The organism is Leptospira biflexa serovar Patoc strain 'Patoc 1 (Paris)' (assembly GCF_000017685.1).
GTDB lineage: Bacteria > Spirochaetota > Leptospiria > Leptospirales > Leptospiraceae > Leptospira_A > Leptospira_A biflexa.
This window is the reverse complement of sequence record NC_010843.1, coordinates 113,529-132,313: the sequence shown is the minus strand read 5'-3', so window position 1 is coordinate 132,313 and position 18,785 is coordinate 113,529. Positions and strand designations below refer to the sequence as shown.

General features: G+C 37.8%; 15 protein-coding genes. 8 read left to right on the top strand and 7 right to left on the bottom strand.

Going from position 1 to position 18,785, the window contains the following annotated elements; translation table 11 throughout:
* Positions 1-74: 74 nt before the first annotated feature.
* Positions 75-2,540 (top strand): ATP-dependent helicase HrpB, encoded by a 2,466-nt coding sequence (gene hrpB / locus LEPBI_RS17735; protein WP_012476607.1) that lies wholly within the window; start codon positions 75-77, stop codon positions 2,538-2,540.
* On the opposite strand, the gene LEPBI_RS17730 is transcribed toward hrpB, so the two are convergent.
* Positions 2,522-3,007 (bottom strand): hypothetical protein, encoded by a 486-nt coding sequence (locus LEPBI_RS17730; protein ID WP_012476606.1) that lies wholly within the window; start codon positions 3,005-3,007, stop codon positions 2,522-2,524. The genes hrpB and LEPBI_RS17730 overlap by 19 nt on opposite strands.
* Before the next feature lie 83 nt (positions 3,008-3,090).
* On the opposite strand from LEPBI_RS17730, the gene LEPBI_RS17725 reads away from it, so the two are divergent.
* From LEPBI_RS17725 to LEPBI_RS17705, 5 genes are all read left to right on the top strand, one after another.
* Positions 3,091-4,974 (top strand): polysaccharide biosynthesis protein, encoded by a 1,884-nt coding sequence (locus tag LEPBI_RS17725; protein ID WP_012476836.1) that lies wholly within the window; start codon positions 3,091-3,093, stop codon positions 4,972-4,974.
* Positions 4,971-5,429: a ClpXP protease specificity-enhancing factor SspB gene (locus LEPBI_RS17720; protein WP_012476604.1), complete on the top strand. Its 459-nt coding sequence runs from the start codon at positions 4,971-4,973 to the stop codon at positions 5,427-5,429. Before LEPBI_RS17725 ends, LEPBI_RS17720 begins: the two co-directional genes overlap by 4 nt.
* Positions 5,426-7,042: a permease gene (locus LEPBI_RS17715; RefSeq protein ID WP_012476603.1), complete on the top strand. Its 1,617-nt coding sequence runs from the start codon at positions 5,426-5,428 to the stop codon at positions 7,040-7,042. Before LEPBI_RS17720 ends, LEPBI_RS17715 begins: the two co-directional genes overlap by 4 nt.
* Positions 7,043-7,125: 83 nt before the next feature.
* On the top strand, positions 7,126-8,016 hold the full coding sequence (gene htpX / locus LEPBI_RS17710) for a protease HtpX (RefSeq protein WP_012476602.1): 891 nt from the start codon (positions 7,126-7,128) through the stop codon (positions 8,014-8,016).
* 92 nt (positions 8,017-8,108) lie between these two features.
* Complete coding sequence (locus tag LEPBI_RS17705) at positions 8,109-8,642, top strand: adenine phosphoribosyltransferase (RefSeq protein ID WP_012476835.1); 534 nt, start codon at positions 8,109-8,111, stop codon at positions 8,640-8,642.
* 35 nt (positions 8,643-8,677) lie between these two features.
* Here the strand turns inward: LEPBI_RS17705 and LEPBI_RS17700 are convergent, their stop codons facing one another.
* Positions 8,678-9,715, bottom strand: a complete 1,038-nt coding sequence (locus LEPBI_RS17700; RefSeq protein WP_012476834.1) for an ATP-binding protein — start codon at positions 9,713-9,715, stop codon at positions 8,678-8,680.
* Between the two features lie 91 nt (positions 9,716-9,806).
* Here LEPBI_RS17700 and LEPBI_RS17695 point away from each other — a divergent pair, with 91 nt between their 5' ends.
* Both LEPBI_RS17695 and LEPBI_RS17690 read left to right on the top strand, forming a co-directional pair.
* Positions 9,807-11,294, top strand: a complete 1,488-nt coding sequence (locus LEPBI_RS17695; protein ID WP_420804612.1) for a S1C family serine protease — start codon at positions 9,807-9,809, stop codon at positions 11,292-11,294.
* Positions 11,295-12,767 (top strand): PDZ domain-containing protein, encoded by a 1,473-nt coding sequence (locus LEPBI_RS17690; RefSeq protein ID WP_012476598.1) that lies wholly within the window; start codon positions 11,295-11,297, stop codon positions 12,765-12,767.
* Here the strand turns inward: LEPBI_RS17690 and LEPBI_RS17685 are convergent.
* Genes LEPBI_RS17685 through LEPBI_RS17665 form a run of 5 tightly spaced genes read right to left on the bottom strand, consistent with a single transcriptional unit; the run spans position 12,764 to position 18,765 of the window.
* Complete coding sequence (locus tag LEPBI_RS17685; protein ID WP_012476597.1) at positions 12,764-13,978, bottom strand: AZOBR_p60025 family cell surface glycopolymer formation protein; 1,215 nt, start codon at positions 13,976-13,978, stop codon at positions 12,764-12,766. The two genes, LEPBI_RS17690 and LEPBI_RS17685, sit on opposite strands and share 4 nt — an antisense overlap.
* 19 nt (positions 13,979-13,997) lie before the next feature.
* On the bottom strand, positions 13,998-15,563 hold the full coding sequence (locus tag LEPBI_RS17680; RefSeq protein ID WP_012476832.1) for a hypothetical protein: 1,566 nt from the start codon (positions 15,561-15,563) through the stop codon (positions 13,998-14,000).
* On the bottom strand, positions 15,536-16,252 hold the full coding sequence (locus tag LEPBI_RS17675) for a glycosyltransferase (RefSeq protein WP_187148114.1): 717 nt from the start codon (positions 16,250-16,252) through the stop codon (positions 15,536-15,538). The genes LEPBI_RS17680 and LEPBI_RS17675 overlap by 28 nt, the downstream gene beginning before the upstream one ends.
* Positions 16,253-16,259: 7 nt before the next feature.
* Positions 16,260-17,300 (bottom strand): NAD-dependent epimerase/dehydratase family protein, encoded by a 1,041-nt coding sequence (locus LEPBI_RS17670; RefSeq protein ID WP_012476594.1) that lies wholly within the window; start codon positions 17,298-17,300, stop codon positions 16,260-16,262.
* Positions 17,290-18,765 (bottom strand): nucleotidyltransferase family protein, encoded by a 1,476-nt coding sequence (locus LEPBI_RS17665; protein ID WP_012476593.1) that lies wholly within the window; start codon positions 18,763-18,765, stop codon positions 17,290-17,292. The genes LEPBI_RS17670 and LEPBI_RS17665 overlap by 11 nt, the downstream gene beginning before the upstream one ends.
* Positions 18,766-18,785: the final 20 nt, after the last annotated feature.

Genomic DNA, 18,785 nt, shown 5'->3' with positions numbered 1-18,785 from the left:
TGTGATTTTTTCAAAAAAATACATTTTGTTTGCTTTTTTAGATAGGAAATAGAAGGTTTTTTGAATCTACTATTGTGAACTCTGATTTCGAAACATTCCCAGTACTTTCCGCCTTACAAAAGATAGTTGATTCCATTCAAAACTACCCTGTCACTATTTTGGATGCACCGCCAGGTTCCGGAAAAACCACAGCTCTACCCTTGGAACTATTACATTCGGGTATCGCACAAGGTAAAAAAATTTGTATCCTAGAACCCAGGCGGATCGCGGCTAAAAATGCAGCCAAACGCATGAGCCAATCGATTGGGGAACCCGTAGGAAACACAATTGGATACCGAGTCCGTTTTGACTCTCAAACCAATCACAATACCAAAATTGAATTTTTGACAGATGGGATCTTGACTCGGTATTTACTTTCAGATCCCGAACTTTCGGAGTATGGGCTCTTGATTTTTGACGAATTCCATGAACGTCGATTGGAATCGGATCTCTGTTTTGCCTTGGCACGAAAGTCACAAGAAATCTTTCGTAACGACCTAAAAATTCTCATCATGTCAGCAACCCTCGAAGGACAAAACTTTTCTAAAATAGGAATCCCAAACCCACCAATCCAAGTCAGTATGGAAACCCACCCACTCGAGATTTTTTATATGGGGGAATCGAAAAAAAATAATCAGATCAGACTCCTCGATTTAATCCCAAAGGCCACAAAACAAATGGAAGGTGATATTTTGGTATTTTTGTCTGGGAAAAAAGAAATTTTGGACTTAAAATACCGATTGGAATCGATGCCTTCAGTTCACGAAAGTTCTGTCGTACTTCCTTTGTTTGGTGATATGAGTTTATCTGACCAGGAAAAGGTATTTTTGCCTGATACAAAAGGTAAAAAGAAAATCATTTTATCCACCAATATTGCAGAATCTTCCGTTACGATCCCAGGTGTTCGTGTTGTTTTTGACACAGGTTTTTTCAAACATTCTGTATTTGATGCCGATTCTGGAATCACACACCTGGTCAGGGATCGCATCAGCCTGAGTAGTGCCAAACAGAGGGCAGGTCGTGCGGCAAGAGAAGGAAAAGGTTTTGTTTATAGGCTTTGGTCAAAAGAAGAAGAATCAAGCTTTTACGATCGCACGAAACCAGAAATTTTAGAAGGTGATTTAGATCGCTTAGTCTTAGAAGTAAAATCTTTTGGAGAAGAGATCCACTCATTACCCTTCCTAGATCCACCAAACAAAGGTTCCATGCTACTTTCCATTGAACGACTGAAACAATTGGGATGTTTGGATGAGAATGACCAATTGACTTCGCTCGGGAAAAACGCCCTACAATATCCAGTACCAATTCGATTAGGAAGCATTCTATCTCGATTGCCAAAACACGAAGGAACTTCCATTGCCGATATCATTTCCATTTTGGGAAAGGAATCCCAAGGAACAGAAGCGAAAGAATTTTTCAAATCGGCTTCACCCAATCAGTTTTCTTTGGAATTAAAAAATGTTTATGAACAAATCATGAACATTTTTAAACATAAAAGTGAAAATAGAACTCACACAAAACAATTTCACCGCGACCATTATATTTGCTTAGGTTTTCCCGATCGGATCGCCAAACGGAAGGAAAAAGAGGGAAAAGAATACAAACTTTCCAATGGGAAAATAGGATTCTTAAATTCAAACTTGTTGGAACTACCAGAATTTCTCATTGCTCTAGATACATTTTCATTTGGACAAACTCTTTATATCACACAATACCTACCTGTTTCCTTAGACCTCATCGAAGATTGCCTCGAAAATCAAATCAAAATCCGACAAAATCCTGAGATTCGGACCAATCAAAAAGAAGAATCTTTTTTAATCGTGAAAGAAGAACGTTCGATAGGTGAACTTGTTTTAGGATCCAAAGAATTACACAAACCAAATCCACATTCGATACAAACGGCATTGGAAGGATATTTGTTAGATTTGGACTGGGAATCTGAATGGAAAAAAAAAGAGGATCTGATTCATTATTACAACCGAGTATTGTTTCTGGTTCAGAATGGAGTTTTAGATTTAAATGTTTCATTCGAACACTTAAAATCAAATGCCAAAGATTGGTTATTCCCGTTTTTAAACTTTGAAACACAAAAATTTAATTTGTCTCATCTTCCTTTTTTGGAAGCATTTAAGGCGTATGTTGGTTATGAAAACCAATCCCTCATCCAAAAAGAAGCTCCCTCTTCCATCCAAGTACCTTCGGGTTCTCAAATTCCAATCCAATATACAAACAACGAACCTGAGTTACATGTCAAATTACAAGAGTTATTTGGTCTAAAGCAGTTACCCAATTTGGCAAAAGGAAAAGTAAAAATTTTAATCCATTTATTGTCACCAGCGAGAAGGCCAGTCCAAATCACAAAAGACCTAGAGAGTTTTTGGAATATTGGATATCATGAAGTGAAAAAGGAATTAAAAGGAAGGTATCCGAAACACCCTTGGCCTGATAAACCTTGGGAAGCAGTTCCAACAAAACATTTAAATCACAACAAACGTTCGTAAGTTGAGACCCAACCTTTTAAGTTCACAAAAAATTTTGTTTGGCATTTTGGGCAAAGATGGTCACCCATTTGTTTGAATCGGAGTAACGTTTGGCACTCGGGACAGTGGATGGTTTTTCCTTCCGCCGAGGGAGTGGGGATTTGTTCATTAGCAGGAGCCTCTCCAAGATAAAATGATTCCAAAAATAGAATGCATTCCGATTCTTCCTGGAAAAAGGACATTTGGGAACGTGCTTCCTCAGAGATTTGGGTTTTGAGACCAAATCCGGCGACTTTGGATCCCGTTTCTTTGCACCTTTCTGCCATTTTTCTGAGGAATTCCCAACCAACTTCCGTCACTTCTGAAACCTCAGTAAAATCAAGGCAAAAAAGCGAAGGAGAATGGGTTTCTTCCTTTAGTTTCAAATAAAGTTCCGAACCAATTTCTGCGGAAAAGATTCCCGCCAGGCGGAAAAGAAGTGATTTCAAACAGGTTTTTCCTCTTTTCTATTCTTCGGAACAGATTCTGTATTTACAAGGAATTTTGTTCCAAATACCCTTATTTATCAGATATGAAATCGATCCCAAGACGATACTGGGTTTTTCCTGTAGACATTCTCTTCATGTTTTTGTCCTATTTTCTCGCACACCTCGTGCGTTTTGAAAATATTGGGTTCCTCAGCAATTACCCTGATTTTTGGCTTTGCGCTACCATCGTTGTGGTCACAAGAAGTTCGGTTTTTCTATTCTCTGGAATCTACAGATCATTATGGTCTTATGCTTCCTTACACGACCTTTTAGCCATCATCAAAGCGACCATTCTTTCTTCTTTAGTCTCAACGCTTGCCCTACTATTTTACAATCGATTTTACCAACTCTCTCGTATGGTTCCCATCCTCGATACTTTGATCCTACTTGGATTTTTGTGCCTTCGAAGTTTGAGTTGGAGGATGTTACGAGAACAAATTTTCAGTTCCGATAGAACCAGAAAAGGGACACCTATTCTACTTGTTGGTGCGGGGAAACTGGGTAGCACTTTTTTAACAGAAATTAGGCGGAATGTTGACTTGGATTACCTTCCAGTTGGTTTCCTAGATGATAACGTATCCAAAAAAGGTGGCTACATCCAAGGGATTCCGATTTTAGGTTCCACGGATGAAATTGGTAAAGTTTTACTTCGATACGGTATCAAAAAAGTCATCATGACTGTCCCACAACCTGATGGACGTGTCGTGAGTAAACTCATGAAGGAATGTGAGGGTGCTGGAGTTGATTTTAAAATATTACCTACGTTTGGTGAGTATTTGGCAGAAAAACCAAATATCACTCAGCTCCGTGAAGTACAAGTGGAAGACTTGCTCGGTAGACCAACAGTAGATTTAGAAATTGAATCCATTCGTTCTTATTTAGAAAAAAAAGTGATCCTTGTGACTGGCGCAGGTGGTTCGATTGGATCAGAGATTTGTAGACAAGTCGCCTTATTCAAACCAAGTGTTCTTGTGATATTAGATGCCGCCGAAACTCCGTTATACGAAATTGATTACGAACTTCGTAAAAAATTTTCCGAGTTTAACATCGATATTCGACCCGTAATCGCGGACGTAAAAAATTTATCACGAATTTCTGCCGTTTTTGAAGAACATCGGCCCTCTGTTGTATTTCACTCAGCTGCATACAAACACGTACCGATGATGGAGATCAATCCATCCGAAGCAATTCTCAATAACGTGATGGGTACCAAAAACGTAGCAGATGTTTGTAGGCTCATTGGTGTGGAACGTTTTGTTTTAATTTCGACAGACAAAGCAGTCAACCCAGTGAATGTGATGGGTGCGTCGAAACGTGCAGCCGAGATTTACTTACAACATATCTCCCAAAATTCAAGAATCAAATTCATCACAGTTCGATTTGGGAATGTACTTGGATCCAATGGCAGTGTGATCCCAAGATTTAGAGAACAAATCAAACGAGGTGGACCAGTCACGGTGACCCACCCAGAAGTGATTCGTTATTTTATGACAATCCCTGAGGCCACTCAACTTGTGTTACAGGCAGGTAGCATGGGAGAACATGGGGAAATCTTTTTACTTGATATGGGAGAACCTGTTCGTATCCTTTCTCTTGCTGAAGAAATGATTCGCCTTTCTGGATACACTCCTTATAAGGATATCAATATTGAATTTTCAGGTCTTAGACCCGGTGAAAAATTATACGAAGAACTTTTGTTAAACGCAGAAGGAATCAAAAAAACCCACCATCCAAAAATTCGAATCGCAGCTCCTCTAGATCATTATAATTTATTACTCTTTCAAAATAAATTGAATCGATTGTTTTCATTAGCAAAAGCGAATAAAAACAGAGAAATTTTTGCTGCCTTAAAAGATATCATACCAGAATACAAAGTCCACGATGAATACATCGAATGGGAAACATCACACGGTAAAAGGAATTTATGAGCGAAAACCTCACGCAGGAAGAAATCACAACATTACGTGAGTTCAAAAGAGATTTATTCAATTTGTATTGGGAACGATTTGGAGTGTTTTACATCCACGTCATGCCCCATCCGAAATTGGAAATTGGGAAACGAGGGCTATTAAACGCCGAAAAAGAATCGGGCATCGTACTTGTGTTTGGTGACAAAGCAGTCAAAGTTTTGGATAGTAAACCTGATTATTTATTCGCAGAGTTACAATTTGGTTCCGCATGGGAACCTACGATGATCCCTTGGGATGCTGTGTTTCGGATTTATGATAAATTCCAAAATTCTGCTTCCCAACTCCGCTTCTTGCAAGTGGAAACAAATGTTAACCCTGATGATTCCCAAACAAAACCTAAACTCCCAAAACCAGAAGTCACTGGTGACGGGAATGTCATTCGAGTAGATTTTGGAGGGAAACGAAACGAATGAAATTTTTTACCATCACGCGCGGAGACCTAGATGGATTTTTTGGTCTCATGGTCGACAACCTAATCCAACTTTTAGTTTTATCCGCTCTCTGTATGGGAGTGTGTGGTTTTCCATTGGTTTTTATCACTTCTGTTGTGTTACCTGGAGCCGCTGTTTCATTACTCGTAGGGAATGTGTTTTACGCCTGGCAAGCATGGAAACTGGGACAACGAACCAACCGTAATGATGTCACTGCGATTCCTTATGGGATCAACACAGTTTCCCTTTTTGCATTTATCTTTTTTGTGATGTTCCCCACCTACCAAGCGACAGGCGACTATAAAGAGGCATGGAAAGCGGGTCTACTTGTATCCTTTGCTTCTGGACTCATCGAAGTTCTGGGGTCTTTCCTTGCTGCCAAAATTAGAAAATACACACCGAGAGCCGCATTACTTTCCGCTCTGGCTGGCATTGCACTCACCTTTATATCGATGGATTTTTTACTTCGCACATTTGAAAGACCTATGATCGCCTTTATTCCGCTAGGTGTCATTCTTTTACAATATTTTGGAAAAGTTCGGTTCCCGTTTGGAATCCCAGGAGGATTTTTATCTGTTATTGTAGGAGTTTTACTTTCATATCTTTCTAGTTTTTGGGGGGACCCAATTTATAAAGAAGGTGGCATTCAAAACGGACTCGAAACACTCGGTTTTTATTTCCCTCAACTTTCTGTGACTTCTCTTTTCGAAACACTGACTTATGCCAATTTACAAGCATACTTTTCCATTATACTACCCATGGGAATCTTCAATGTGATTGGTTCTTTACAAAATATTGAATCTGCGGAAGCCTCTGGCGATAGTTTTGATACAAAAACTTCCTTACTTGTGAATGGGATTGGAACTTTGGCGGGTACGGCTTTTGGTTCTCCCTTTCCCACAACAATTTATATTGGCCATCCTGGTTGGAAAGCCTTAGGAGCCAAACACAGTTATTCGATGTTATCTGGTGTTTTTATGACCCTCGTGAGTTTGTTTGGACTTATGGGCCTCATCCAAGCACTCATTCCTGTGGAAGCGGGAATGGCGATTGTCCTTTGGATTGGGATCATCATCACAAGCCAAGCCTTCCAAGCCATTCCGAAACACCATTCCCCAGCAGTCGTCGTGGGACTTCTCCCGGCATTTGCGGGATGGGCCGTTCTCATCATTCAAAACGTTTTTTTCTTTTTGGATGGAAAGTTACAAGGCGTATTGCAAGAATTAGGCGCAAATAAGGAAATTCATTTTTCCCTTTCTGACATTCCCGAACACCTACCATTCCTTCCCTATGCTTTGGGAGGTGTACTTTCTCTCTCTCAAGGATTTCTCATCACTTCCATGATATGGGCAGCGATGGTTGTTTTTATTTTAGAACGCGAATGGTTGAAAGCAAGTGTTTGGGCCATCATTGCGGCAGTACTGTCAATGGTTGGATGGATTCATGCATACGAACTGAAAGGGAATGCCATTTTAAATCGTTTTACGGATATTGCCAATTGGGATTTCCCAATTGCATATGGTTCGCTTGCGACCTTATTTTTGTTCATCCAGTTCCTTGCCCCAAAAGAAAAAGGGAATCCTTTAGAACATTAAATTGCTTGTATTCTTTTGCAAAAGAACGTAAACTTTCAGTCTAAACTGTAGGTTCTTACGAACCGTAAGGAGAACAATTTCCTATGACTTGGATCAAACGAATCGGTTTTTTCCTGTTAACCAATATATTAATTATGACTACGATTTCCATCGTGACTACCCTTTTGGGGTCGATGGGATTTAGCATCCGAGCCTATGGTTTGGATCTAACTAGGCTCATTGTATTCTGTTTAATGTGGGGTATGGCGGGGTCTTTTATTTCCCTATTACTTTCCAAAATGATGGCGAAGTGGACGATGGGAGTCAAAGTCATCGATCCCAAACAAGCTTCTGCCCCCGAAATGGATGTGTACAGACGGGTCCAATCATTAGCACAAAGAGCTCACCTTCCGATGCCAGAAGTTGGGATTTACGAATCTCCAGAAGTGAATGCATTCGCAACTGGACCTAGCAAATCGAGCGCTCTTGTTGCTGTTTCCACTGGATTACTCAACCGCATGAACGCTCAAGAGTTAGAAGGTGTTCTCGCACACGAATTATCGCACGTTGCCAATGGTGACATGGTAACACTTACCCTCATCCAAGGTGTTGTGAACTCATTTGCGATGTTCATCTCTCGTATCATTGCGTATGTGGCAGCCAATGCTGTGAAAGAAGAAATGGCTCATATTGTTCGTATCGTTGTGACCATTGCTCTTGACATCGTGTTCTCCATCCTTGGATCGATGGCAGTTGCTTACTTTTCTCGCCAAAGAGAATTCCGAGCAGATGCGGGTGGTGCCAAACTTGCGGGAAGGGAGTCAATGATTTCCGCTCTCGAATCTCTCAGACAAATGGTTGAGATGCCAGAAGATCCAAGAGGAGAGGCCATTGCTTCCTTTAAGATCTCTTCCAAAAAAGGTGGTTTCTTATCTTTATTTGCGACACACCCAGCTTTGGAAGAACGTATCCTTGCTCTCAAACAAATGAGATAATCTATCTACAATTCCGTAGAATGATGGAAAGGTCGGCGTTTGCCGGCCTTTTTTTATTGCAAGACCCTAGTCTTCCTTGGTTTCATCCATTTATGTCCATTGTTAAATCTAAGATTCGAACCATTCCTGATTACCCGAAACCAGGGATTTTGTTTCGCGACATCACTTCCCTTCTCATCGACCCAGAGGGTTTCCAATTGACCATTGGGATGTTTGTAGAACGATACCAAAATGCAAAATTAAATAAAATTGCTGCCATTGACGCCAGAGGATTCATACCAGGCGCGGCACTTGCCTTCCAACTTGGTGTGGGATTTGTTCCCATTCGCAAAAAAGGAAAATTACCAGGGAATACAATTTCTGAATCCTATGCATTGGAGTATGGAGTTGACCATGTTGAAATCCATACAGATGCCATTGTTCCTGGAGATAAAGTTCTCATCATGGATGATTTGATTGCTACTGGTGGGACCCTAGAAGCATCCATCAAACTCATTCAAAATTTAAAAGGACAAATCCATGAATGTTCTACGATCATCAACTTACCTGATTTAGGTGGAGCAAAACGGATCAAAGACACTTATGGGATTGATGTTTTTTCAATTTGCGAATTCGAAGGACATTAAAAACAATTTTTGATTTTTGAGACAAAAAGTTTCGACTAAAGGTTTGTTTTCCAATCGGAACTTTTTGTTTTATCCACTCTAATATTCACTTCGTTTCCTAAAAAGTTCCATCGTACTAAAAATAGTTTTTTTAAGATGTGAATCCCCCTACCACCCGTAATCAGTTTGCGGTCTGATTCTATGGGGCTTGGGATTGACCTAGGGTTAAATCCTTTCCCGCTATCGATGACATAAACATCTATGTATTTGGGAGATTCAAACACATGAACAGTGATGATATCTTCTTCCCTTTTCCCACCATGTTCCAGGGCATTGTCTAACGTTTCATCAACGAGAATTTGGAACCAAAAACTATCCATTGTGCTTCGCCAATTCTGTTTCTCATATAAATTCCAAAGTTTTTCTTTGACAATTCTTGAATTCGAACGATTGGCAGGAATTTTATCTTCAAATATCTGTTTGGACCTTTCAAATAAAAATGAAAAAGGATGGGTGAGATAATCTTTCGTAAAGGAATAATGGAATAAAAATACAACAAAACACGACAAAAATAATAAATCCATAAACAGAAAAAAATGTAAAAAATATAAAGTACTAATCGGAATGATCGATGCGAAATAACAGATAATCAAAAATGAAAAACATGAAAAAAATGCCGCATAGTAGATGTATTCCATAAAGGTTTGGATTGCGGGGAAATTAAAACGTAGTTTGGCAATGATCAAAAAAGAAAAAATTAGAAACGTGAGTACATAATATGTGTTATAGTAATATTTCAAGAGGATCAAACTTGCTTCAGGGTACACATCATTCAGTAATCCCAAATCAACAACGAGTAGCATAATTCCCATCCCAAACACAAACGAACTAACGATCAAAAGTTTTGGGAAATTGCGAAAAAAAGTAGGGAAATGTAACCCAAAGAAAATGAGAACAAATGAGAAAAACACCAAATATGTGGATATGATGTGCGGGTGGTTTAGAATTTGGTTTTTTAGAAGCAAAGTATCGACAAGGATCGTCAAATTTCCAATACAGAAAAATCCAGCAAGGATTGAAAAACTTGTTTTCATTCCCGTGCGGGGATTCTTCCTAAAGGAAACGATGCCTGTGATCAAAGAAAAAAAGGCTACCGATCCGAATAAAATGGATTCAAAGAGACTCATGCAGAAACAGAAAAAAATTCTATCCTCCCCACTTGCATTTGCGAGTACTATTTTATTTTTTCTTACTTTATTCTCCTCAACGTCCCATGCCGAGCCGAACGGCCAATCTATTGACGAAATCAAAAAATCTGTAGTCCAAATCCGTGTGTTTTCACAAGCAAAGGATCCGTATTCACCTTGGATGTCATCTGGAATCTCTGCCTCCACGGGTTCTGGATTTATCATCGCCAAGAACAGGATTTTAACCAATGCCCATGTTGTATCCAATGCAAAATTTATCGAAGCACAAAGAAACAATCAAACAGAATGGTATGAATTAAAGGTTCTTTATATCGCACATGATTGTGACTTAGCGATTTTAGAAGTCCCAGATCAGACGTTTTATACAGATAGTGTTGAATTAGAGTTAGGTGGATTGCCAGAACTTGCAAGTCCAGTTGACATTATTGGATATCCAATTGGAGGGAGTAAAATTTCCGTTAGCCGAGGTATTGTATCAAGGATTGAACAATCTAATTACGCTCATTCCCAAATTGACAGCCATTTAGTTGTCCAAGTGGATGCAGCGATAAACCCTGGTAATTCCGGAGGCCCCGCTCTACAAAATGGGAAAGTCGCAGGTGTTGCTTTCCAAGCTTCGACAAAAGGAGAAAACATTGGGTATATCATTCCAACAAATGTAATCCAACATTTTTTAAAAGACATCCAAGACGGCATTTACAATGGTTATGTGGAACTTGGGATCCAAACTCAAAATTCTTTTTCCGAATCACATCGAAATTATTATCAAATCCCCAATGGAGAAGAAGGAGTATTTGTAACCAGAGTTTTCAGACAAGGTTCCGCAGATGGATTTTTACAACCAGGTGATTACTTGACTGCTATTGATGGACGTAAAATTGGACGAAATGGAAACCTACTCGAAGCCAACTCCATTGATTTTTTAGAGGTCATCGATAATAAATTTGCCGGCGAAGAAATCCGATTCGATCTCATCCGAAACAAAAAAAACATCCAAGTGAGTTTCCCCGCAAAAAAAATGCCTCAAATGGAAAACCAAAGATCAAGTTATGGAAAAGACTATGATTATTTGATCTTTGGTGGCTTAGTCTTTCAAACAGTAAATCGAGATTTATTAGAAGCATGGAGTAAAACTGGACAAACACAAGGAGGGAGTTTACTTGTGTATCGGTTTTATGAAGGCTCACATTTATTAGATGGTGAAACGGAAGATATTGTACTATATCGTAAACTACCCCACCCTTCAAATTCACATTCTGATTTTTATCTGAATATGGTAGTTGATACTTTTAATGGCACTAAGGTCAAAAATCTAAATCACTTTAAAAATTTATTACAAAGTTCCAAAGAAAAAACTTTTAAAATCCATTTTTATGGAATCCAGGTTCCAATGATTTTAGACCGAGAGGAATCGGAAAAATCAGATGAACAAATCAAACGAACCTATCATATCACAGGCAAATAAATGAAACTTCTCACTTTCATATTTTATTCTCTTATCAGTTTTTTAATCTTTGTGTTCCATTTGGAAAGCAAACCGGTTCCAGTAGGAGTCCAAGATGCATCTATTTTGCAAATTAAGGTCACAGTTTTATACCCAAATTATATCCAACCTTGGAGGTTTAAAAATCCAGAAATCCGACATTCTACAGGAATATATATCGGTGAAAATCGTTTATTGGTTCCGGCTCAGGCAATTTATTTTTATACAAACATTGAGGTCAAAAAACCAGATGCATTGAAAGTCTATACTGCTGAGTTAGACCGACTAGATGCTGACTTGGGACTCGCCATATTAAAGTTAAACGATCCAACTTTTCAAAAAGATTTAAAAGTTGTCCAATTCCCAAGTGAATTATTTCTACCTGGGATGGGACTTGCGATGGAGAGTAAGGACCAAAGGAATTTAGAAGAAAAAAGAATTCGTTTGATTCGAATGGATATCGATTCTTATGCAAGTGGTTATGTAGAATTACCGTACATAGAAATACAATCAGAAGAAAAACTGGATGGTGTCGGTGAACTGATTGTAGATTCTTCGTCTAGAATTCCGCAAGGGATCTTATACCAATTCAAAGAAAATGGAATGGGTAAAATGATACCTTCATTTGCCATCAAACACTTTTTAGATGGTAAATCTTTTCCCTTCAAAGGTTTTCGTTTCAAACCGCTTGTGGACAATGCATCACGTAATTATTTAGGGTTAAAGAAAGATGATCTAGGAGTACTCGTCGCAGAAATTTATCCAGGGTGCTCTGCAGATGGTGTTTTACAATTAGAAGATGTAATCTTAGAGGTATCTAATTTCAAAATTGACCCAAAGGGGTATTTTGACCATCCTAAGTTTGGGAAATTGAATATGTCTTATTTATTTCATAACACCTTTGAATCGGAATCTGCTTTCGAAAAAAAAATAAAAGTAAAAGTGTTAAGAAATAAAAAAACAATTTTGTTGGAAATTGACTTAAAACCTCTAAACGAATTTTCGATTCGCATTCCACATGGGAATACCAGATTCCAAATACCCAAGTATTTAATGTTAGCTGGGATTGTATTTCAAGAGTTATCTGAGCATTATTTAACAGAACATGGGAATCAGTGGCGAAATCGAGTTAACAAAGAACTTTTATATTTAAGTGATTTTTATAGAATCAAAAGAAATTCTAAAGAAGGGAAAGTTGTCTTTTTATCACAAGTGGTTCCACTTTCTGGCAACAAAGCTTACCACAATTCCCATCAAATGATTCTTAAAACAGTTAACGGGAAAGAGATCTCGTCTTTAGAAGAGTTGCGCAACTTAGTGAATCAGAACGAATCTCCATTTATCAAATTTGTGATGAATGATGGATCCGAACTGATTTTCAAAAAAGAGGAAATTAATGCACTCAACGAGGAAGCTAAAAAAAGTTTCCAAATTGGGGCAGATTCAAATTTTTAGAATCCAATTTGATAACTCATTTGTTTTGAGATAAACAATACTTTTACCAAAAATAAAAACAGAATCGCAAGGGTTACGAATATATATTCTTCTTTGCGAATCTGTTTATCTGCATTCATTAACAATAACAAAACAGGGATCGATAAAGTAAACATTCTGGATACATTTTCGTAAACAGACCAGAAATGATAATAGCCAGCTGTTGCGACCATAAACATAATCAAAAGGAATGAGATTCTAAATTCCCATCCTTTCTGTATTTTACCAGTGAAAGGCAAAAAAGCTCCTAGAAAAAACAGTATTACAAGAGGGAATCTTGAAAATAATCGAGCTACTTCTTTGAAGTTGGATCCCGATGCTAATTGTCTCCAAATTGATTCCATGTAAGAAATCAATCCTTCAAACGGTAGGATAAAATCCGTTAGGCGGCCTGGCCTCCAATTTGGAAAACGATAGGACAAGTAAAGATGCCAACAAACAGGCCCCACAAGTACTGCACCTACGACTACCATTCGTTTCCAATCCTTATTGACGAGCGCGGCCAAACCAATTGGGAAAAGTAGAAACAAGGCTGGTTCTTTTGTAAGGATTGCTAAACTCGATAAAAGGATAAAGGGAATCCAGTTTTCTTTCACATAAAAGTAATATGCAATGATAAGAAGAGAGACCATCACTGAATCACTCACAAGTACATAGTAACTACCTAAGGCAAACGGACTCAAAAGATAAAGAATGGCATAAGGTTTTGTTTTTTCATCCAAAAGTTTCCTTAGAAAAAAATAGGAGAGAAGGATAAGTGAAATGTTCCAAAAGTACATCCCAAATATCGCAAAGCCCTTTCCAAAAATTCCAAACATAGCAATTAACAATGGATAGCCGATTCTTGGAGCACGATAAGATTCATCAAAACCTTTTGGCCAATTTAAATTAAAATTGGCAAGTGGCCTTGAAAAATAGTAGAAAATTTGTCCGTCATAACCCGCTCCCAAATCGCCAGTTTCACCTTTAAATAATATCGAATTGAGAGGTGTTTCGGATTGATTTTGTAATGCAAATTCGTGACCAAAATTGACCATCGAACTTGGGTTCCACTCATATTTTTTCCAATACGATAATGTCGATAATCCCCAAAGTATCAAAAACATGGTCACAGATAACCATTGTTTACTGTTCAAATATAAAAAAAACGGATCTAATCTTTTGAAAACCATTCGGTTTCTCCTGCTGTGATTATTTTTGAGAAAAAAATCGAGACTCAATTGAGTTTACGAAAATGGAATCATAATGACTTGCACCTTCATAAGTTAAATGGTGAGGATCAAAAAAATAACGTACATCAGAAATTACGTCCGTATGATCAATTAAAGTTTGACCTCGTTTTTCCAATTGAGTTTTCAAATGAGAAATCCAATCTTTCCTCCATTGGGAATCTTTATAAAAAGCATATTCGATTGGATTTTCCGGGCTCAGTACGATGATAAAAGGAATTTGATTTTGGTAAAAGAAATCAGAAATTTGTAAGATTCGATTGTATTCAGGCCAAGGTTCAAATTGAGTTGAATTGACATTTTTTTTTGCCTCACGCACTACATGTAATCTCCATAGTTCTTGTCGATTGCCTGCGTCTCTTATCATCCTCTCGAAATATTCTTTTTCAAATTCATCGACTTTCATTTGAACAAAACGTGTATCATCCCAATAACTAGACCTTGTATAGGAACGATTTTCTGCTTGGATAGATTTACAAAAAAAATGTGACAATCGGATGCCAACCGTTTCATCCCTGCCATACCGAATTAAATTAACTTCCTTTGCAGTTGGTAACTCGGAAATAGTTTGGATTTGTACAAATTCCCAATGTAGATTTTTATCATTCAAATGATCCCAATGAATGTCCACCCAACCTGATTTTTGGAATTGAACCGATTGGACGTGTAAGGGGGAATTTGATGAAAGTGCTTTCTCATTTTCAAAAAAACGAAACAATACTTTTGTATTTTGATTCTGAATGAAAATGGATTCAGTCTGTTTTTGTTCCTTACATTCAATTGTTGCCTGATCTTTTGTCCAACCTTTGGACCAAATACCCTCTTTTGGAATCACTCCTTGGTAGAGGTGGTATTTTCTCCCACTTCGAAAATGATTATCGATAAATACGACAATTGGATCCCAAAAGAAAATCCTAAATCGACTTACATAAAACAGTGATTTTGTGGTGAGTCTTGAAAGGGATTTTCGATCGATTTGATTCCAAAAATCCTTCAAAAATGAAGTTGGATAAATGGTTTTGGTAGGGTATCTTCCAACAAATTCCTGAATCCAAGTTTTATCTTGGAATACAAAGCGATTCCCATTTTTTTGCATGTATTCCCATTGTAAATCTGCAAAGTTATGAATGTAGACCACCAAATTGGGATTTGATGCTAATAGATTTTCTTTATAATAATAAAGATCTGTCGGGGCCATTGCCACGTGCGAAAAAAAAGAATATTTGGTTTGAGGATGATGTCTCTGATTGATTTCATCAGGTAAAACTGAATACAAAGCCACCGAGCTACCCGCAATGATAGTTCTATGTTTTTCTTTTGAAGATTGTAATTCTTTGGTTTTGTAAATGAAATTGTACCAAGGTGAAGAATCCCATTCAGTTTCATTTGGAAATAAAAAATAAAGTTCAAAAAAGAGAATTCTATCTAAAAGAAAAGTTCCGCATAACAAAAGAATGGTGGCAACGAATACCTTCCATTTTATTCCGAGTAGACTTTGTTTTACTGGTGAGCTGGAATTAGTTTCCATTTTCTTAGTAAAAGTTTTTTTGCAAATTGAATGGCAAGTTTTAATACTTTTGAATTAAAACTACTATTGGAAAAAACATATTGAATCGGAAGTTCTTTAATTTTCCCATTATTTTTTGATACGATGGAAAGTGCTTCCATATGAAAATCAAAAGCTACGGATTCCAGCGGATAAGTGGCTATGGTCTCAAACATTGGTTTAGAATAACGTCTGTAACCACTTGTACAATCACGTAAGTTGTTTCCGAATAAATCAAAAATACTATTGGATAAACAGTAATTCATTACTTTGGCAGCTAACCATGAAATGAATTTCCTATATAAAGGGACATTGACCGTGGAAGTTCTTGAACCGATAACCAAGTCACAATTCGGAAATTGGATGAAGTCTTTCAGATAAGAAGCATCGTGAGACAAACCTGCATCCATAGTGATGACCCAATCATATTTTTTTTCCACTGCATATTTCATCCCATCTTGGATTCCTTTGGGAATATGTGTATTTTTTTCATGTCGGATCACATGAAGTCGAGAACCAAATTCTTTCTGGAGTTTCTTTAGTATGTTTGGTGTCTCATCCTTACTTGCGTCATCAGTAACGGAAACATCCGCATAAGCGATGGCACCGCGTACAACCTCTTCGATTGTAGCGGCTTCATTATAAGCTGGAATGATCACCAAAGTTTTAATTGCCATTCTACTTTCCAGCGATGTTAAAAACTTCTTGGTTTGCTTCGATCCATTTCAAAAGACGAGTGACTCCTTCTTTTGGAAGAATTTTTGGATTGAATCCAAATTTTTTCGCCTCTGAAATATCACAAATAAAGTAACGCATGTCACCAGGTCGTTCAACTTCAAAAAGAATTTCCTGTTTTTTCCCAAGGATTTCACCTATAAGATAGATACATTCCAATAAGGAAATTTTGTGTGGGCTTGCACCACCAATATTATAAACACCAGGGATCGGGTTTTTAAAAAATTCTAGATAAGACTTTGCACCATCTTCTGCATGTAAGATATCACGGGTTTGTTTTCCTGTCCCAAAAATACGAAGTGGTAAACCAAAAACAGAACGAATTGCAAAATTTGCCACCCAACCATGATCCTCACCACCAAACTGACGTTCACCGTAAATTCCAGTGAACCGAAAACTTGCTGCTTTCACGCCATACATATCAGTATAAGAACGAACGTAGTGTTCAGCACTCATCTTGGATGCATGAAGAGGAGAAATTTGACCCACCATTGTAGGATGTGTGACAGGAATTTCAACTGGCTCACGAACATAGGATGTTTTGTCCTCTTTCAAACTGTCGTTAATAGAGTTTCCATACACATGGATAGAAGAAGTATTCACAACTGGGATTTTATGTTTTCTTGCAGCTTCCATAACATTGAAGGTCCCAATTACGTTGGTAGAAAAATCTAGTTCTGGGTCTTCCCAAGAAATGGTCATGGCAGGTTGTGCTGCGGTGTGAATGATATAATCACAATCAGCACTTCTGTCCATTAAATGCTCCAAGTTTCTGATGTCTCCTTTCACCATTGTGACACCAATTGACTTTAGATAATTCCAGTTATAATCTCTTGTTGCGTCAGTTCCGTAACCAGTTCTTTTTAATTCATATTTCGTCATGTTGTCAAAACTAACAACGTCCCAACCTTCTTTACGAAATAATTCACAAACATGGGATCCTAAAAACCCACATCCACCTGTAACCAATACTTTATTCGCCATCGCGATTTTCTCCTAGGAAAAACTTTTTTGATAATATCAATTTAAAAATTTGAAATGAATCAGAAATCATATCACGAAGTCGGTATTCTACCTGCCCCACAGGTTTGAAATAAGAGACTGGGATTTCAATACATCTCATGTGGGATCTAACGATATCAATCATTAGCTCAACAATGAATTTTCTATCTTCCACAACTAATTGAGGTTTTACTCTATCATAGGACTCTCGCCAAACAGAGAAAAATTGGCAGTCAACATCAGTGAATCGAGGTTCTTGGCCCCACCAAAATAATTCAACTAGTTTGCCCATTAATAAATTCACCAAACGATACAGTGGTTTTAGATTGGATCCTTGTTCAATCATCTGCCTTGTGGTTCGAGTACCAATCACCATATCCGAATCTTTCATATATTCGAGGAGTTTTGGAAAATCCTTAGAGCGAAATGAACCATCTGGAGATACAACTACAATGATATCGCCTGTTGCATATTCGATCCCCCGCCTCACTTGTTCTCCAAGTCTTGTGGGATCACCGTCACCCGGGAATGTATAGGTTTTTACTTTTTCTTTTTTCGCAAGTGCAAGTGTATCATCATTAGATTCATTATCGATCACAATGATTTCATTAAATTTGTTTTTAAAATCTACGATCACATCCGTAATGGATCTTTCATTGTGATTGGTTGGAATGATCAAACTCGTTTTGAACTTTGAAAATAAATCGTTACGAACTTCATAAACTGCATGATAATAATCTTGCATTGAATTTATGTTAAAGTATTCGCAATTTAACATCGCCGCATAAACACCGCCACTTGACTCTTTTGCCATCTTATCAATGACATCTGTGATTTCGATCACGCCAGATTTTTGCGAGGCAGGTGTTTTTTTAAAAAATTCAAAATATTCAGGAGTGAAAAAATAACTACCCAATCCCAAAAGTTCATTAGGTGGGTTTTCAGGCTTTTCTACTAAATTTAGAATTTTATCATTTTCTAATACAACAGAATAATTTTTTCGGATTCGGGATAATAATGAGGTTTTAACAACACCAATGGATGCAGCCATTTTGGGATGTTTTTTTAATACTTTCAGAAATGCATCATGATCTGTGTGATAATAAAACTCATCACCTAATATGGTTAAAAATGGTTCTCGAATTGTTTTTTCAAGACTTGCCACATCGGATGCAAGCCCCTTCTCGGTCCATTCCACAGGTTCAATCACAACTTTTGGTAATGCCAATCGGATTTGATCCAGTTCTGCAATGATTTGTTCTTTCAGGTGGCCTACTAAAACATAAACCTTTTCGATCCCAAAAGTTTTTACCATTAACTCCACGTTACGATGGAGGATGGTTTTGCCTTCGATGACAAAGAGAGGTTTAGGAATGAAACTGGTGCGGGGGTAAGCCCTTGTGCCTTTTCCAGCCGCGGCAATCACCCCAATTCTGATCTTTTTCAATGTAAAAGGAAAGTCCCTGG